The organism is Nonomuraea sp. NPDC003709 (assembly GCF_040610775.1).
GTDB lineage: Bacteria > Actinomycetota > Actinomycetes > Streptosporangiales > Streptosporangiaceae > Nonomuraea > Nonomuraea angiospora_A.
In genome coordinates this window covers 159,363-174,002 of sequence record NZ_JBEXMW010000017.1, presented here as the reverse complement: position 1 = coordinate 174,002, position 14,640 = coordinate 159,363, and the positions used below count along the sequence as shown (strand labels likewise).

Sequence of the window (14,640 nt, the reverse complement as noted above, 5' to 3'; positions counted from 1 at the left end):
CGGCGCATTTCACGTGCGCTCGCGCCCTGCGGGATCACATGGTTGACACTTGCCCGGTGAGCAGAAAAGATACGGTCGTCCGTACAACTGAGGCGGAGACGTCATGACCGACTGGGAACGCAGGCTGGCGCTCGACCCGTCAGCCGCGGTGCCGCTCTACTACCAGCTGCGCGAGCGCCTGCGGGCGGTGATCCGCGACTGCGAGCCCGACACGATGATCCCCGCGGAGAAGGACCTGATGGTCTACGCGGGCGTGAGCAGGGCGACGGCCCGGCGGGCGATCGGCGACCTGGTCCAGGAAGGGCTGCTGGTGGCCAGGCAGGGGAGTGGCACCTACACCGCCCCGCAGGCCGTGGCCCCCGAGCTGGGCTCGCGGCCGGTCGGGTTCACCGAGACGATGGCGCGGCTGGGCCGCAAGCCCGCGACGCGGCTGCTCAAGGCCCACCTCCAGCAGGCCGGATCCGACGCCGCCGCCGCGCTCGGCGTACGGGAGGACCAGGAGATCGTCTTCGTCGAGCGGCTGCGCCTGCTCGACGGCGTGCCCTGCATGCTGGAGAGCGCCCACCTGCCCGTCGAGCTGGTCCCCGGCATCCTCGACGAGGACCTCACCGGCTCCCTCTACGACCTGCTGCGCACCAAGTACGGCCTCACCCCCGCGAGCGGCCGGGAGACGATCGGCGCGGTCAACGCCGACTACCGGCTCGCCGAGCTGCTGCGCGTGCCCATGGCCGCGGCCCTGCTGGCCACCGCCCGCAGCACGTGCACCGAGAGCGGGATCGCCCTCGAATACACCATCCGCCACGCCCGCGGCGATCTCACCGTGTTCTCCGTGGAGCTCAACGACCCCAACAACGCTCTCATGGGCCAGTAAACCCCCATACCGGCCCCATACCGGGAGGTCGAGCATGACCAGGTTGACCCGCCGTGCCCTGCTCAGAACCGCCACTCTCGCGACGGCGTCCGGCCTGCTCGCCGCCTGCGGCTCGGAACCGGCCGCCACGGTCCCCGCCGACGGGGTGCCGCGCGGAAAACTCTCCGTCTGGCTGCACCAGACCAAGGCGTACGACAAGGTCTTCAACCCGCTGCTGCGCAGCTACATGCAGGAGTTCGGCGGCGTCGACATCACTCCCTTGTACGTGCCGGTCGACAAGCTCGACGCCAAGCTGCTGACCGCGTTCGCCGGCGACGTCCCGCCCGACCTGGTCAAGATCGGCGGCTGGACGATCCCAGGCCACGCCCGCAAGGGCCGCCTCGCCCCGATCATCCCCAAGGCCATGGGCGTGGCCGACGAGAAGGCGCTGGTCCAGGCGTACGACGAGCACGCGATCGGCTCGCTGTCGTACGAGGGCAAGCTGTACGGCGTCCCCATCGACTACACGATCTGCTACCTCTACTACCGCAAGGACAGGTTCGCCGAAGCCGGGCTCGACCCGGACAAGCCGCCCACCACCTGGGAGGAGGTCGCCGAGTACAGCAAGCGGCTGACCTCGGCCGACGGTAAGAAGGTGGGCCTGCAGTGGATCCTGGGCAGCCCGCAGTGGACGCTGATGCAGCTGCTCGCCCTGGTCAAGGGCAAGGGCGGCACGATACTCAGCCCCGACGCCACCAAGGCCACGCTCGCCTCGGACGCCGGGGTCGAGGCCCTGCGCTACTACGGCGGTCTGGGCAACCCCAAGCTGTCGAATCCGCTGTCCGGCTTCGGGCTGTTCGCCACCGGTGAGGCGGCCATGCTGGTGTCCGGGCTGTTCGCGATGGACCTGTTCCCGACGCTGAACCCCAAGCTGACCTTCGGCAAGGGCTTCGACATCGCGCCGATGCCGCGCTGGGAGTCGGGCCGGCCGGTCGCCCCCGCCTACACCTGGGGCTGGGCGGTCGCCCAGAAGTCCAAGCTCCAGTACACCGCCTGGCACTTCATCGACTACCTCCAGCGCGAGGACGTCGCCGCCAAGCAGCTCAAGGACGCCAGCCTGCTCACCCCGGTCAAGGGCTGGGAGAAGCTGCCCGGGGCCGACCAGAAGGCCATCGACATCATGGCCGCCTCCGCCCCGCACGCCGACTTCGGCCCGCAGACGCCCGTCTGGAACGAGATGGCCAAGGCGCTCACCGACGCCGGCGACGCGGTGGCGTTCGGCAAGAAGACGCCCGAGCAGGCCGCGGCCGACTTCGACCAGGCGATGCGGATCGCCCTATGACGCTGTCTCTGGGGCTCGCACCTCGCGTCGCGCGGGTCTCGGGCCAGGGGCAGCGCTGGGCGGAGGCGCGCACCGGCGCCCTGCTCTCCCTCCCCGCCGCCCTGTACTTCCTGGTCTTCTGGGTCGTGCCGTTCGTGTCGGCGGTCTACCTCAGTTTCACCAGCTACGACCTCGCCGGCGCCCCCGAGTGGACGGGCCTGGACAACTACCGCAGGATGCTGGAGGACCCCGGCTTCTGGAACTCGGCCAGGGTCACCGCCGTCTACACCGCCGGCTCCGTGGTTCCGTCGATCGTGCTCGCCCTGGCGATCGCCGTGCCGCTGAGCAAGCCGGGCCGCTACAACGCCTTCCTGCGCGGGCTGATCATGATCCCGGCCGCGATGCCGCTGGTGGCCACCTCGCTGACCTGGTCGGTGATCTTCGCCGAGGACGGCCTGGCCAACGCGCTGATCGGGCTGGCCGGCGCGGAGCCGAAGCCGTGGCTGACCGACGAGGGCCTGGCGCTCTGGGCCCTGGTGATCATGACGACGTGGAAGCACCTCGGCCTGTTCGTGATCATCCTGACGGCGGGCCTCCAGGGGCTGCCGCTGAGCGTCTTCGAGGCCGCCGGGCTCGACGGGGCGGGGCCGGTGCGGATCTTCTTCCGCATCACGCTGCCGCTGCTGCGCCGCACGCTGCTGTTCGTGCTGGTCATCGCGGTGGTCGGGGCGATGCAGTCGTTCGTGCCGGCCTTCCTGCTGACCAAGGGCGGCCCGGCGGGGGCGACCGAGGTGCTGCCGCTCTACATGTGGGCGACCGGCTTCACGTTCGAGCGCATGGGCTACGCGTCAGCCATCGCGATGGTGCTGCTCGCGGCCATGCTGGCGCTGTCGATCGCGCAGTTCCGCGTGCTGCGGGGAGGCGATGACGGGTGAAGGTCTTACGCGGGACCGTCTTGACGCTGGTCGTGGCCGTCATGCTGCTGCCGGTGTACGCGATGTTCGCGGTCTCCTCGGCCTCGGACGCGAGCGACCTGGGTGGGCTGTCGTTCGACGTCTCCCAGCTGGGCGCGCACGTGGCGCAGCTGTTCGGCCAGGGCGGCTTCCCGCTCTACCTGCGCAACAGCCTGATCCTCTCGCTCGGCATCGCGGTGCTCGAGGTGATCCTGTCCGCCGCCGCCGGGTACGCGCTCGCGCAGCTCCGTTTCCCCGGCAGCCGCGCGCTGTTCGCGGTGATCGTGGGGACGCTGTCGCTGTCGCCGATCGTGGTGCTCGTGCCGATGTACCTCATCGTCAAGGCGCTGGGCTGGATCGACACCTTCCAGGGCATGATCGTGCCGTTCATGATGAGCGCCTTCGGGGTGTTCCTGGTCCGCCAGTTCGCCCTGGCGCTGCCGCGCGAGCTGCTGCTGTCCGCGCGGGTGGACGGGGCGAGCGAGCTGCGCATCTTCGCCCGCATCGGCGTTCCCCTGCTCCGGCCCGCGCTGCTGACGCTCTTCCTGCTGCAGTTCCTCGCGCAGTGGGACAACCTGCTCTGGCCGCTCATCGTGGCCAACAACCCGGGCCTGTGGCCGCTGCCGGTGGGGCTGTCGCAGCTTCAGACCGAGTACGACTTCAGCATCGGCCTGGTCAGCACCGCCGCGCTGATCACGGCGGTGCCGCCGCTGGCGCTGATGTTCCTGCTGCAGCGCTACTACGTCGCCGGGCTGACCCTGGGAGGGGTGCGCAAATGAGCTCGTACGGGGAGTGGACGACGGCGTACGGGCTGCCCGCGTTCGCGTACACGCTGGACCAGGAGCGGGACCCGCGCGCCGAGTGGGACCCCGTGCTGGACCCGCCCACGCGGCGGCACTTCGCGCACGTGGGCAACCGGCGGATCACGCTGGTGTCGGACAACTACGGGCTGAGCGACCTGTTCGACGAGCACACCGGCCTGCTGTGGCTCACCCGGGGGACCGGCGTGACCCGCATCGGCGAGCTTTCCACCGATATTTCAGGATCTGAGCGGATCTTCGGGCCGAGCTTCGCCGTCGTCCGGGTGGCCGACGAGCGGGTGGCGCTGGAACGCACGGTCCTCTGCCCGGAGGGCGAGCAGCCGTGGGTGCTGATCCGGCTGCGGGTGCGCAACCTGCTCGACGCGCCGGTACGGCTGAAGGCGACCGAGGAGTGGGCGGCCAGGCCGGCCCGGGTCGAGCTCATCACCGGCGCCGCCGACGCCGACGACCCTGGGCTCGAGCTGGAGCTGATCGGCGGCGCCAGGACGCGGACCGGGCGGCTCGTGCTCCCGCTGGAGCTGGCGGCGGGCCAGGAGCGGGTGCTGGACCTCCGCTACGGCCTGCTCGGCCCCTCGACCGGGACCGCGACGTTCGAGGAGAGCCTGGAGGCCCTGCGCGGCCGGTTGCCGCGCGCCTCCGCCGCGCGGGCGCCCGAGGCCGAGCGCGAGATCCCCTGGCACGCCGCCCTGCTCACCGGCGCGGCCTGCGCCGACGGCGTGCTCGGCGGCCACACCCTCGACCAGGGATCCTGTTACTCCTTCCGGCACGGCTTCAACGGCGCCGCCCGCGACCCGCTCCAGCACGCGCTCCCGCTCGTCTACATCGAGCCCGACCTGGCGCTGTCCGTGCTGCGCAACACGTGCGCCTGGGGCGGACCCGACGGCGACCTGCCGTATGCGCTCGGACCGGACAAGCGGCCCTGGACCGACCTGTTCCGCCCGTCGGACCAGAACCTGTGGGCCCTGTGGCTGGCCGCCGAGTACCTCAGCGCGACGGGCGACGAGGCCGCCTTCCGCGCGGACGTGCCGTACCACCCGGTCCACGAGACCCCCGGGGTGCCGCTGCTGGAGAACCTGCGCAGGCAGTTCAGGTTCTTCGCCGGGGTGGTCGGACGGGGCGAGCACGGGCACGTCCGCATCCTCAACGCCGACTGGAACGACATGGCCATCACCGAGAGCGGCGTGCCGCGCGAGGTGATGATCGCCCGGGGCGAGTCCGTCCTCAACTCCGCCATGGCCGGCTGGGTCCTGCCGCGCTACGCGACGCTGGCCGAGCGGCTCGGCGACCACGCGACCGCCGCCGAGGCCCGCAAGCTCGGCGAGGAGCTGCGCGTCCTGGTCGCGGGGGAGTGGAACGGGCGCTGGTACCGCCGCGCGTACGGCCCGGGAGCGGTCGTCGGCGACGACGATCTGTGGCTGGAGGTGCAGCCCTGGGCCATTTTGTGCGGCGCCGCCCCACCTGAGCGGGCCGTGGAGCTGCTGCGCACGATCGAGCGCACTTCAGCCGCCGATTCCCCTTTGGGCGCCCGGCTGCGCTGGCCCGCCGCCGACGCGTACGGCCCCGGCGGGGTCGGCACGATCTGGTACGCGATCAACATGACGCTCGTCTGGGCCGCCGCCGAACACCTCCCCGACCTGGCCTGGGACTGGTGGCGGCGGATGACGCTGGCCACGCACACGGCCGCCTACCCGGACGTCTGGGAGGGCACGCTGTCGGGCCCCGACGCCTACCTGGCCCCCGAGACCGGCCGCCCCGGGCGCACCTGGGACCTGGCCGAGGTCGGCGTCGCCATGCAGGCGTACCCGGTCGCCAATCTGCACAGCCACTCCCAGCCGCTGCTGGCCTACCTGCGGCTGCTCGGCGTCGAACCCTTCCGGCGGCCGCGCGGCGGGGCCCGCTTCGCCTCCCGGGCGCTGGAGGTCGGGCCGTGACCGCGCTCGGGGTCGACGTCGGCGGCACGTACATCAAATGGGTGACGCTGGAAGGCGACGCGGTCTCCGGCTCGGGCACCGTCCCCACGCCGCCCGGCCCCGACGAGACGGTGAAGCTCGCGGCCTCGCTGGCCCCGCACGCCGGGTCCATCGGGATCGGGCTCCCCGGCCACGTGGACCGCGACACCGGGACCGCCCTGTTCGTCCCGAATCCGCCAGGTGACTGGGACGGCTACCCCGTGGGGGCCCGGCTGCGCGAGCTGACCGGGGTCCCCGTCTCCGTCGTCAACGACGCCCGCGCGTTCGCCCGCGCCGAGCTGGCGCTGGGCGCCGCCCGCGGGCTGGCCGACGTGCTGTTCGCCGTGCTCGGCACCGGCGTGGGCGGGGCCGTGGCGCTGCGCGGGACCGTCCTCGTCGGGCCGCGCGACAACCTCGGCGAGATCGGCCATCTGACCGTCTCCCCTTGGGGGCCGGTCTGCTGCTGCGGCAACCGGGGCTGCGTGGAGACGTTCGCCGGCGGGCCGGGCATCGTGCGGGCCTTCCGCCCGGGGACGGCGAAGGCCACCGCGGCGGAGGTGGCCGAGGCCGCCAGGGCCGGGGACGAGCGCGCGGCCCAGGTGTTCGAGCAGGCCGGATGGGCGCTCGGCGTGGCCCTGGGCGACGCGGCCGCGTTCTTCGGCGTCGGCTCGGTGGTCGTCGGCGGCGGCGTCTCCGGCGCGCTCGACCTCATGCGAGACACCCTGCACAACGAACTCGCGCGCAGACGACCGCTGATCGGAGACGTCACGGTGCTGCCCGCCGTACTCGGCCCGATGGCGGGGGCCATCGGCGCCGCACTCTATGGGAGGAGATCTGGATGAAGTGGATAAGCCGCGCCATGGAGCTGCTCGGCGAGATCGAACGGACACAGGAGGACGCCCTCGCCGAAGCCGCTCGCATCGCCTCTGAGGCGATCCTCGGCGGAGGAGTGGTGCACACGTTCGGAACCGGACATTCGCGGATGGGTGTGGAGGAGATGTTCCCCCGCTACGGCTCCTACCCCGGCTTCCACCCCATCGTCGACCTGTCCACGACCTTCTACACCCAGGTGGCCGGCTCGAACGGGATGCGCCAGGCCATGTTCATCGAACGCGTCGAAGGGCTGGCCGAGGCCATCCTGGGCAACTTCGAGCTGCGGCCGAGCGACGCGGCCATCGTCTTCAGCGTCAGCGGGCTGAACGCCGTGCCCATCGAGATGGCCATGGGCCTGCGCAAGGCGGGCCTGTCCGTCGTGGCCGTGACCTCGATGAACGAGACCATGGCCGTCGAGCCCGGACACCCCAGCGGCACCCGGCTGGCCGACCACGCCGACGTGGTGGTCGACCTGCGCACCCCGGTCGGCGACGCGCTGTGCCACGTCGAAGGGCTGGCCGAGCCGGTCGGCCCCGGCAGCACGCTGGCGGCCGTCTCCGTGGTCAACGAGATCAAGGTGCGCACGGCCGAGCTGCTGGTCGCGGGCGGCTGGACGCCGCCGGTCATCTCCAGCGCCAAGCTCGTCGGGGGACCCCGCTCCGAGGAGCTCTTCGAGGCCGCCTACCTCGAACACGCCCGCCGCGCCGCCGCCGTGCTCAGGAAGCCATGAGCGCCGTCCTGGTGGCGGGCTCGGACGGCGGCATCGGCCGCGCCTGCGTGGAGGCGGTCGAGGCGTCCGGCACGAGCGCGTACGGCGTGGACCTCGCCGGCGGCATCGACATCACCGAGCCAGGCGGGGTCGAGAAGGCGCTGGCCCAGGCCACGGCCCGGCACGGGCGGCTGGCCGGAGTCGTGCACGCGGTCGGCATGTCCGGTCGCAGGCTCGGCGACGGCGGCGTGACCGAGTGCACCGACGAGGCCTGGCACGAGGTGCACCGGGTCAACCACGAGTCGGTGTTCCGGCTGCTGCGCGCGGCGATCCCCGCGCTGCCCGAGGGCGGGTCGATCGTGGTGATCGGCTCGGCGCTCGGCACGTCGATCGACGACGACTTCCGCACCGTGGCCTACGCCTCGGCCAAGGGCGCGCTGATCCCGCTGATCAGGACCGCCGCCCGCGAGGCCGCGCCGCGCGGGGTGCGGGTCAACCTGGTCTCGGCCGGCCTGGTGGCCACGCCGATGAGCGTCCGCGCCCGCACGTCCGCCGCCGTCCAGGCCAGGATGCCCGCGCTGATGCCCCTCGGCGCGGGCCCCTGCGGGCCGGAGGAGGTCGCGCAGGCCGTGCTGTGGCTGCTCTCGCCCTCGTCGGGGCGGACCACGGGCGCGGTCATTCCCGTCGACGGAGGGTGGCATCTGCGGTGAACGTCCTGTGGGAAGGCGACGTGGTCGTCGCCGGCGGCGGCAGCGCCGGGTGCGCGGCGGCCGTGGCGGCGGTCCGCGCCGGCGCGTCGTGCCTGCTGGTGGAGCCGGCCGGCTTCCTCGGCGGCACCGGCGTCGCCGTGCTCGACACGTTCTACGGCTTCTACGCCCCCGGCCCGGTCTCGCGGCGGGTCGTCGGCGGGATCGGCTGGGAGGTGTGCGAACGGCTCTTCTCCGCCGGAGCCGCCTTCGAGCGGCCCAACACGTACGGGGCCGGCACCGGCGTCACGTACGAGCCGGAGGAGCTCAAGCTCGTCTGGGACGAGCTCACCTCCGGCGCGGGCGTGCTGCTGCACGCGCGGGTGTGCGCGTACGTGCCGGGGACCGGGGTCGAGGTGGAGACCGTGGCCGGCCGGTTCCTGGTCAAGGCCCGGGTGGTCGTGGACGCGACGGGCGACGGCGAGGTGGCCTGGCGGGCCGGGGCCACGCTGGAGCGGCCGAGCATGCGCTCGCAGCCGATGACGGCCACGTTCCGGATGGGCGGGGTGGACCTGTCGGCCACCAGCACGGCCGAGCTGCACGCGCTGATGGCCGACGCCGACCTGCCCAGGCGCGAGGGCTCCGTGCACAGGACCGTCAACGACGGGATCGTGCACACCAACCTGACCAGAGTGATCGGGCTCGACCCGACCGACCCGTTCGAGCTGTCGCGTGCCGAACGCGAGGGACGTGCGCAGGTGCGGGAGTACGTCCGTTTCCTGCGGGCCAAGGTGCCCGGGTACGAGTCGGCGGTGCTGCTGAGCACGTCCGTGCGGATCGGGGTGCGGGAGTCGCGGCGCCTCGTCGGACGATATGTCCTGACATCTGATGATGTGTTGGCCGGGAGGGATTTTCCGGACACGATCGCCCGGTGCGGCGCCCCCATCGAGGACCACGCCGCCGGGGCGGCCACCCGGTGGGAGTACGTGCACGACTACGGCACCTACGGGATCCCGTACCGGTGCCTGCTCCCGGTCGAGGTCGACGGGCTGATCGTCGCGGGGCGGTGCCTGTCGGCCACGCACGACGCGCACGCCTCGGCCCGGTCGATGGGGCAGTGCATGGCGATGGGGCAGGCGGCCGGGACGGCGGCGGCGCTGGCCGTACAGGCCGGGGTGGAGCCCGCGGCGGTGGACGTGGACCTGCTGCGCGCCCGGCTTCGCGAGGAAGGAGCGCTCCTGTGACGGTTCGTACGGTGCTGGGGGACGTCGAGGAGATCGGCCTCACCTATGCGCATGAGCACTTTTTCATGACCGGTGACTGGCCCGTCCGCAACGAGCCCGACTACCGGCTCGACTCCCTGGACGCGGCCGTCGCCGAGGTGACGGCGGCCCGGCGGCTCGGGCTGTCCGCGGTGGTCGAGATGACGCCGCTCGGGTTCGGCCGCAGCCCGTCGCTGATGAAGGCGCTGGCCGAGCGGACCGGGCTGCACGTGATCGCGGTGACCGGCTTCCACAAGAGCACCTACTACAGCGACGCCCACTGGCTGCACCACTACTCGCCCGACGAGATCGCCGAGCTGCTGGTGGCCGAGATCGAGCTCGGCATGGACGAGTACGGGCTGGTCGGGCCGCTGGTGCGGCGGTCGCCGGCGCGGGCGGGGGCCATCAAGATCGCGACCTCGTACCACGCGTTCGGGCGCGGGGTGGAGCGGCTGATCGGCGCGGTGGCCGTGGCCGCCGTGCGCACCGGCGTGCCGGTCGTCAGCCACTGCGACAAGGGCACGATGGGGCACGAGCTGCTGGACGCGCTGTCCTCGCATGGCGTGGAGGCCGATCGGGTGGTGCTCGGGCACATCGACCACAATCCCGACGCCGGATATCTCACGTCATTGGCGGAGAGGGGGGCGTACCTGGCCTTCGACCGCCCCGGGCGGATCAAGTACGGGCCCGACAGCGAGGTCGTCGCGCTCGTCGCCGAGCTGGCCGGGCGCGGGCTGGGGGATCGGCTGCTGTTCGGGATGGACCTGGCGCGGCGGTCGTACTGGCCGGGGCTGGGCGGCGGGCCGGGGCTGACGTACCTGCTGGAGCGGTTCGTGCCGCGGCTGGAGGCGGAAGGGCTCGGCGAGGCGGCCAAGGCCGCGCTGATCGCCAACCCGCGCGCCGCCTTCGCGCTACGGCCGCGCTGATCGCCAACCCGGCCCCGCCTTCGCGCTACGGGCGGGCCGTCAGGTGACTCGCGGGCTCAGGCAGCGTCGCTCGGGGACTCGCGGGCTCAGGCAGCGTCGCTCGGGGACTCGCTTGGTGAGAGTTCGGCGGCGACGAGGTCGGCGGCGCGCACCGGGTCTCCGCTCACCCGGTCGCGGAGCCGCTCGACCGACCAGATGTAGCCGGACGCCGCCAGGGTGAGCCCGGGCTCGCAGAGCTCGCCGTACACGCCGAAGTCGAGCTCGGGCAGGCGCGCGTGCAGGGCCTCGGCCAGACCGGCGGCGAAGGCGTCGCGCGCCGCGCGCCGCGCCGGATCGCACTCGCCCAGCGCATCGGTGATGCCCTGGTCCTCCTCGAAGTCCTCCAGGTACGGCACCAGCGCCGGATCCCCGAGGCAGGCGATCGCCGTCAGCGTGTTGGGGCTGAACCCGCCGTTGTCCAGCAGGCGGGCGGCATGCGGCACGACGCGGCGATCACGACGGCGGGCCAGCCCGGCGATCGCCTCCTCACGCGCCTCGGTGTCCTGATCGCCGACCCGGGCCCACAGCGCCTCCCGGATCGCCCGGCTGTCCGCCTGGCACTGGGTCCCCAGGGCGAACGTCGCCCAGTCCCGCACCTCGTCCTCGGGGTCGGTGGTCAGCCGGATCAGCGCCTCGATCACCGCGTCGTCGTCCGCGCGGCCCAGTGGCAGCGACCACGCGACGTAGAAGCGCACGTCCTCGTCGGGGTGCCCGGCCAGGCGCAGCAGCTCGGGCACGGCCCGTTCGTCGCCCGTGCAGCCCAGCGTCCGCGCGATCGAGGCGTGCACGGCGTCTTCGGTCTCGGCCGCGACCAGTTCCAGGGCCGCGAGCAGCACCGGTTCCCGCAGGGACCCCTCGACCTGCGCCACGCTGCCCAGCAGGTCGCAGCCGATCCTGCGCTCGGCCGGATCGGGCGACCGCACCAGCGCGAAACCCCGCCCCGCCGCGGTCTCCCGATCCTGCGTGGCCCTGCCCACGAGTTCCCACGCCTGGTCGTAGTCGCCCGGGCAGGTGGCGTTCCTGATCAACTCGACCGCTTCGGCGATGACGTCCATGGGAGGCATGGTCGCGCGCCGAGCGCTGTGCGGCCATCCGTTTTCCTCAAGGCAGGTTCTTCTCGACCTGGTTCTGCCAGTTGGCGTTGGTGTTGATCTCGGGCGAGGTGCCCGCGAAGGCGCCGCGCGCGTAAGTGTCGCCCTGGAGCTGGTACATCAGCCACGCCGTCACGTAGCCGAGGAAGCCGCCGCCCGTGCCCTGGATCGTGTTGTGGCCGGCGCCCTTGAGCAGCGCCTTGGCCGCCGCGCCCGGGACCTGGCCGTAGTACGTCTGCAGCGCCGAGTTGGGGGAGATGATCGTGTCGCTGGACCCGCTGACGAACAGCACGGGGCAGGTCAGCTGGTCCACGTGGAACGCGTCGCCCGCGCTCACCCAGATCGGGGCGGGCAGCGCGATGGGGACGACGGTGTCGATGAGCCCGCCGGACTTGGTGGCGGTGTTCACCGAACCGCCCGCGCCCTGGGAGTGGCCGACCGCGCCGACCTTGGTCACGTCGAGCTTGCCGTAGAAGACGCTGGAGCTGTCGGTGTTCCGGTCGATCAGGTACTGGGCCGCGGCGATCATCTCGGACCCGGTGCCCGTCGTGGTGTCGGTGGAGGCGACCACGGCGAACCCCCAGGAGGCCAGCTGGTTGAGCAGCCCCGGATACTGCGTGGGCACCGCGTTGGTCCCGTTGCCCCAGGTGATGATCGGGTGCTTGAAGCCGCCCGCCCCGAGGTCGGCCGGATAGTAGAGCTTGTATCCGGTCGCGTCGGCGGTCGCGACCGTCCACGGGCCCGCAACCTTGTAGTGCGCCTCGATGGTGTCCGCGGCCTGGGCGGGCCTGGCCAGGAGCCCGAGTACGAGCGCGACGGCGGCCACGACGAACTTCATACAGCCTCCATAATTTGTACGGATGACCGAAACTCTCGCTTCACAAGTGGGTCGTGTCAATGGTTGGATCGTGGCCATGGAGCACGTGCCTTCCGCGGCGGAGATGCTGGGCTGGATCGAGACCGTCGTGGGGCAGGGCGTGCGCCGCCCCGGCTACCCGGCGGACGCGTGGACCGAGCGGTGGCTGGCCGAGCGCCTGGCGGAGTTCGGCCTTGAGGTCACGCTCGAGCCGGTCGAGGTGCCGCGCTGGCAGCCGGGCGCCGGGCTGCTGCGCCTCGACGACGGCACCTCGTGGACCGGCATGCCGCTGCCCCACACCGCGCCGACCGGCGGCCTGCGGGGCCGGATCGCGCGGCTCGCCGACGCCCGGCCGGGCGACATCGTCGTGGACGAGGTGACTTTCAGCGAGCTGCCGCAGTCGTACGTCAGGACGCTCGCCACCTCGGCGTACGACCCCGAGGGCGTCTTCGACACCCTCGTCCAGACGATCCCGTTCGGCCCGCGGATGATGGAGGTCGTCGAGCCCGCCCTGGCCGCCGGGGCCGCGGGCTTCATCGGCGCGCTGACCGGCCTCTCCTGGGAGACCCGCGACTACTACGTGCCGTACGACGCGGTCGAGCGGCCCATCCCCGCGCTGTGGCTGTCCGGGACGGACGCCCGCCGGCTCCTGGCCCGCCTCCCGTGCGAGGGGGAGCTGATCGCCGAGTCCGCCACCGACACCGTGATCACCCACAACGTGGTCGCCACCCTCCCGGGCAGTTCACCCCACACGGTCATCGTCGCCTCGCACCACGACGCCCCGTGGGCCTCGGCCGTGGAGGACGCCTCCGGCCTGGCCCTCGTCCTGGCCACCGCCCGCCACTGGGCCCGCGTCCCGGCCGAGGAGCGCCCGCACAACCTGACGTTCCTGCTCACCTCCGGGCACATGGCCCACGCGGCCGGCACCCGCGCCTTCATCGACCGCCATCGGCCGGAGCTGGCCGGCGTCGTGCTCGAACTGCACCTGGAGCACGCCGCGCTCCGCTGCGAGGCGGTGGACGGGACGCTCGTGCCGACCGCCGAGCCCGAGGTCAGATGGTGGTTCACGACACGAGCCCCCCGGCTGGAGAAACTGGTCGCCGCGACGCTGGAGGCGGAGGACCTGCGGCGGTCGTTCGTCCTGCCCCCGGACGTGTTCTCGCCGATGCCGCCGACGGACGGCGCGTTCTTCCACCCCGAGGGGGTGCCGCTGGTGCACTTCCTGTCGGCGCCGATGTACCTGTTCGACTCGGCCGACACGATCGACAAGATCGACGTGGCGGGGCTGGAGCCGCTGGCCCGCGCGGCCGTCCGGATCGTGGCGGGCACCGCCGGCTGGACCCCGGCGGACCTCCGCGGGTAGCGGCGCCCCGCCGGCCATGGTCATGCTGGGGGACAACGCCCCAACGCCGCCAGGACGTGATCACGATGTCACAGACTCCCGTTCGGTTCTCCGAAGAGCGTTCCGAGGACGTCGTCGCGGCGTCGTTCGCCGGTGCCCGTGACGCCCGGCTGCGGCAGGTCCTCACCAGCCTCGTCCGCCACCTGCACGCCTTCGCCAAGGACGTCGAGCTCACCCAGGCCGAGCTCGACGCGGCCGTCGGCTTCCTCACCAGGACCGGGCAGACCTGCGACGACACCCGCCAGGAGTTCGTCCTGCTGTCCGACGTGCTCGGCCTGTCGATGCTCGTCGACACCATGGCCAACCGGGCGCCCGCCGGGGCCACGGACTCCACCGTCCTGGGGCCGTTCCACATGGTCGAGTCCCCGCCGCGGCGGCTCGGGGATCCGATCTCCCTGGTGCCCGGCGGCGAGCCGACGCTCGTCACCGGGCAGGTGCTCGCGGCCGGCGGCGACCCCCTCCCCGGCGCGGTCGTGGACGTCTGGCAGGCCGACGAGAAGGGCTTCTACGACGTCCAGCGGGACGACGTCCCCACCGGGCACCTGCGCGGCCTGTTCACCTGCGACGACCAGGGACGGTTCGCGTTCCGCACGATCCTTCCGGCTCCGTACCCGATCCCCGACGACGGGCCGGTCGGGGAGCTCCTGGCGGCGGCGGGCCGCCACCCCTACCGGCCCGCGCACATCCACTTCATCGCCGGCGCCGACGGCCACGCGCCGCTCACCACGCACGTGTTCGTCTCCGAGTCGCCTTACCTCGACTCGGACGCGGTGTTCGGGGTCAAGGACAGCCTGGTGCTGGACTTCGTCCGCGCCGAGGACGCGGACCTGGCGGCGGCGTACGGCGTGCCCGTCCCGTTCCGCCACGCGCACGTGGAGCTGCGGCTGCGCGAGAGCCGGTGA

At 72.6% G+C, this 14,640-nt stretch carries 14 protein-coding genes; 12 read left to right on the top strand and 2 right to left on the bottom strand.

From position 1 onward, the window contains the following. The first annotated feature begins 103 nt into the window (after positions 1–103). Genes ABZX61_RS41630 through ABZX61_RS41585 form a run of 10 tightly spaced genes read left to right on the top strand, consistent with a single transcriptional unit; the run spans position 104 to position 10,350 of the window. Positions 104–871 carry a GntR family transcriptional regulator gene (locus ABZX61_RS41630; protein WP_350732207.1) on the top strand — a complete coding sequence of 256 codons (768 nt, stop codon included), beginning with the start codon at positions 104–106 and terminating at the stop codon, positions 869–871. Positions 872–905: 34 nt separating this feature from the next. Continuing rightward, positions 906–2,192, top strand: coding sequence for an ABC transporter substrate-binding protein (locus tag ABZX61_RS41625; RefSeq protein ID WP_355202393.1), 1,287 nt, complete (start codon positions 906–908; stop codon positions 2,190–2,192). Then, the gene (locus ABZX61_RS41620) at positions 2,189–3,106 is read left to right on the top strand and encodes a sugar ABC transporter permease (RefSeq protein WP_355202390.1); all 918 of its coding nucleotides are present in this window, start codon (positions 2,189–2,191) and stop codon (positions 3,104–3,106) included. The genes ABZX61_RS41625 and ABZX61_RS41620 overlap by 4 nt, the downstream gene beginning before the upstream one ends. Continuing rightward, positions 3,103–3,903, top strand: a complete 801-nt coding sequence (locus ABZX61_RS41615) for a carbohydrate ABC transporter permease (RefSeq protein WP_350732213.1) — start codon at positions 3,103–3,105, stop codon at positions 3,901–3,903. The genes ABZX61_RS41620 and ABZX61_RS41615 overlap by 4 nt, the downstream gene beginning before the upstream one ends. Next, positions 3,900–5,876: a hypothetical protein gene (locus ABZX61_RS41610; RefSeq protein WP_355202387.1), complete on the top strand. Its 1,977-nt coding sequence runs from the start codon at positions 3,900–3,902 to the stop codon at positions 5,874–5,876. The genes ABZX61_RS41615 and ABZX61_RS41610 overlap by 4 nt, the downstream gene beginning before the upstream one ends. Continuing rightward, complete coding sequence (locus ABZX61_RS41605; RefSeq protein WP_355202385.1) at positions 5,873–6,736, top strand: ROK family protein; 864 nt, start codon at positions 5,873–5,875, stop codon at positions 6,734–6,736. The genes ABZX61_RS41610 and ABZX61_RS41605 overlap by 4 nt, the downstream gene beginning before the upstream one ends. Further along, complete coding sequence (locus ABZX61_RS41600; protein ID WP_355202383.1) at positions 6,733–7,497, top strand: SIS domain-containing protein; 765 nt, start codon at positions 6,733–6,735, stop codon at positions 7,495–7,497. Before ABZX61_RS41605 ends, ABZX61_RS41600 begins: the two co-directional genes overlap by 4 nt. Continuing rightward, the gene (locus tag ABZX61_RS41595) at positions 7,494–8,186 is read left to right on the top strand and encodes an SDR family oxidoreductase (protein WP_355202381.1); all 693 of its coding nucleotides are present in this window, start codon (positions 7,494–7,496) and stop codon (positions 8,184–8,186) included. The genes ABZX61_RS41600 and ABZX61_RS41595 overlap by 4 nt, the downstream gene beginning before the upstream one ends. Next, the gene (locus ABZX61_RS41590) at positions 8,183–9,406 is read left to right on the top strand and encodes an FAD-dependent oxidoreductase (protein ID WP_350732222.1); all 1,224 of its coding nucleotides are present in this window, start codon (positions 8,183–8,185) and stop codon (positions 9,404–9,406) included. The genes ABZX61_RS41595 and ABZX61_RS41590 overlap by 4 nt, the downstream gene beginning before the upstream one ends. Beyond that, positions 9,403–10,350 (top strand): hypothetical protein, encoded by a 948-nt coding sequence (locus ABZX61_RS41585; protein ID WP_355202378.1) that lies wholly within the window; start codon positions 9,403–9,405, stop codon positions 10,348–10,350. Before ABZX61_RS41590 ends, ABZX61_RS41585 begins: the two co-directional genes overlap by 4 nt. Before the next feature lie 86 nt (positions 10,351–10,436). Here the strand turns inward: ABZX61_RS41585 and ABZX61_RS41580 are convergent, their stop codons facing one another. Further along, the gene (locus ABZX61_RS41580) at positions 10,437–11,444 is read right to left on the bottom strand and encodes a HEAT repeat domain-containing protein (RefSeq protein WP_355202375.1); all 1,008 of its coding nucleotides are present in this window, start codon (positions 11,442–11,444) and stop codon (positions 10,437–10,439) included. A 46-nt stretch (positions 11,445–11,490) separates the two neighbouring features. Continuing rightward, positions 11,491–12,318 carry an alpha/beta hydrolase gene (locus ABZX61_RS41575; RefSeq protein ID WP_355202372.1) on the bottom strand — a complete coding sequence of 276 codons (828 nt, stop codon included), beginning with the start codon at positions 12,316–12,318 and terminating at the stop codon, positions 11,491–11,493. A 76-nt stretch (positions 12,319–12,394) separates the two neighbouring features. Between ABZX61_RS41575 and ABZX61_RS41570 the strand changes: the two genes are divergently transcribed. Both ABZX61_RS41570 and ABZX61_RS41565 read left to right on the top strand, forming a co-directional pair. After that, positions 12,395–13,699 (top strand): M28 family peptidase, encoded by a 1,305-nt coding sequence (locus tag ABZX61_RS41570; protein ID WP_355202370.1) that lies wholly within the window; start codon positions 12,395–12,397, stop codon positions 13,697–13,699. 65 nt (positions 13,700–13,764) lie between these two features. Continuing rightward, the gene (locus tag ABZX61_RS41565; protein WP_355202367.1) at positions 13,765–14,640 is read left to right on the top strand and encodes a dioxygenase; all 876 of its coding nucleotides are present in this window, start codon (positions 13,765–13,767) and stop codon (positions 14,638–14,640) included.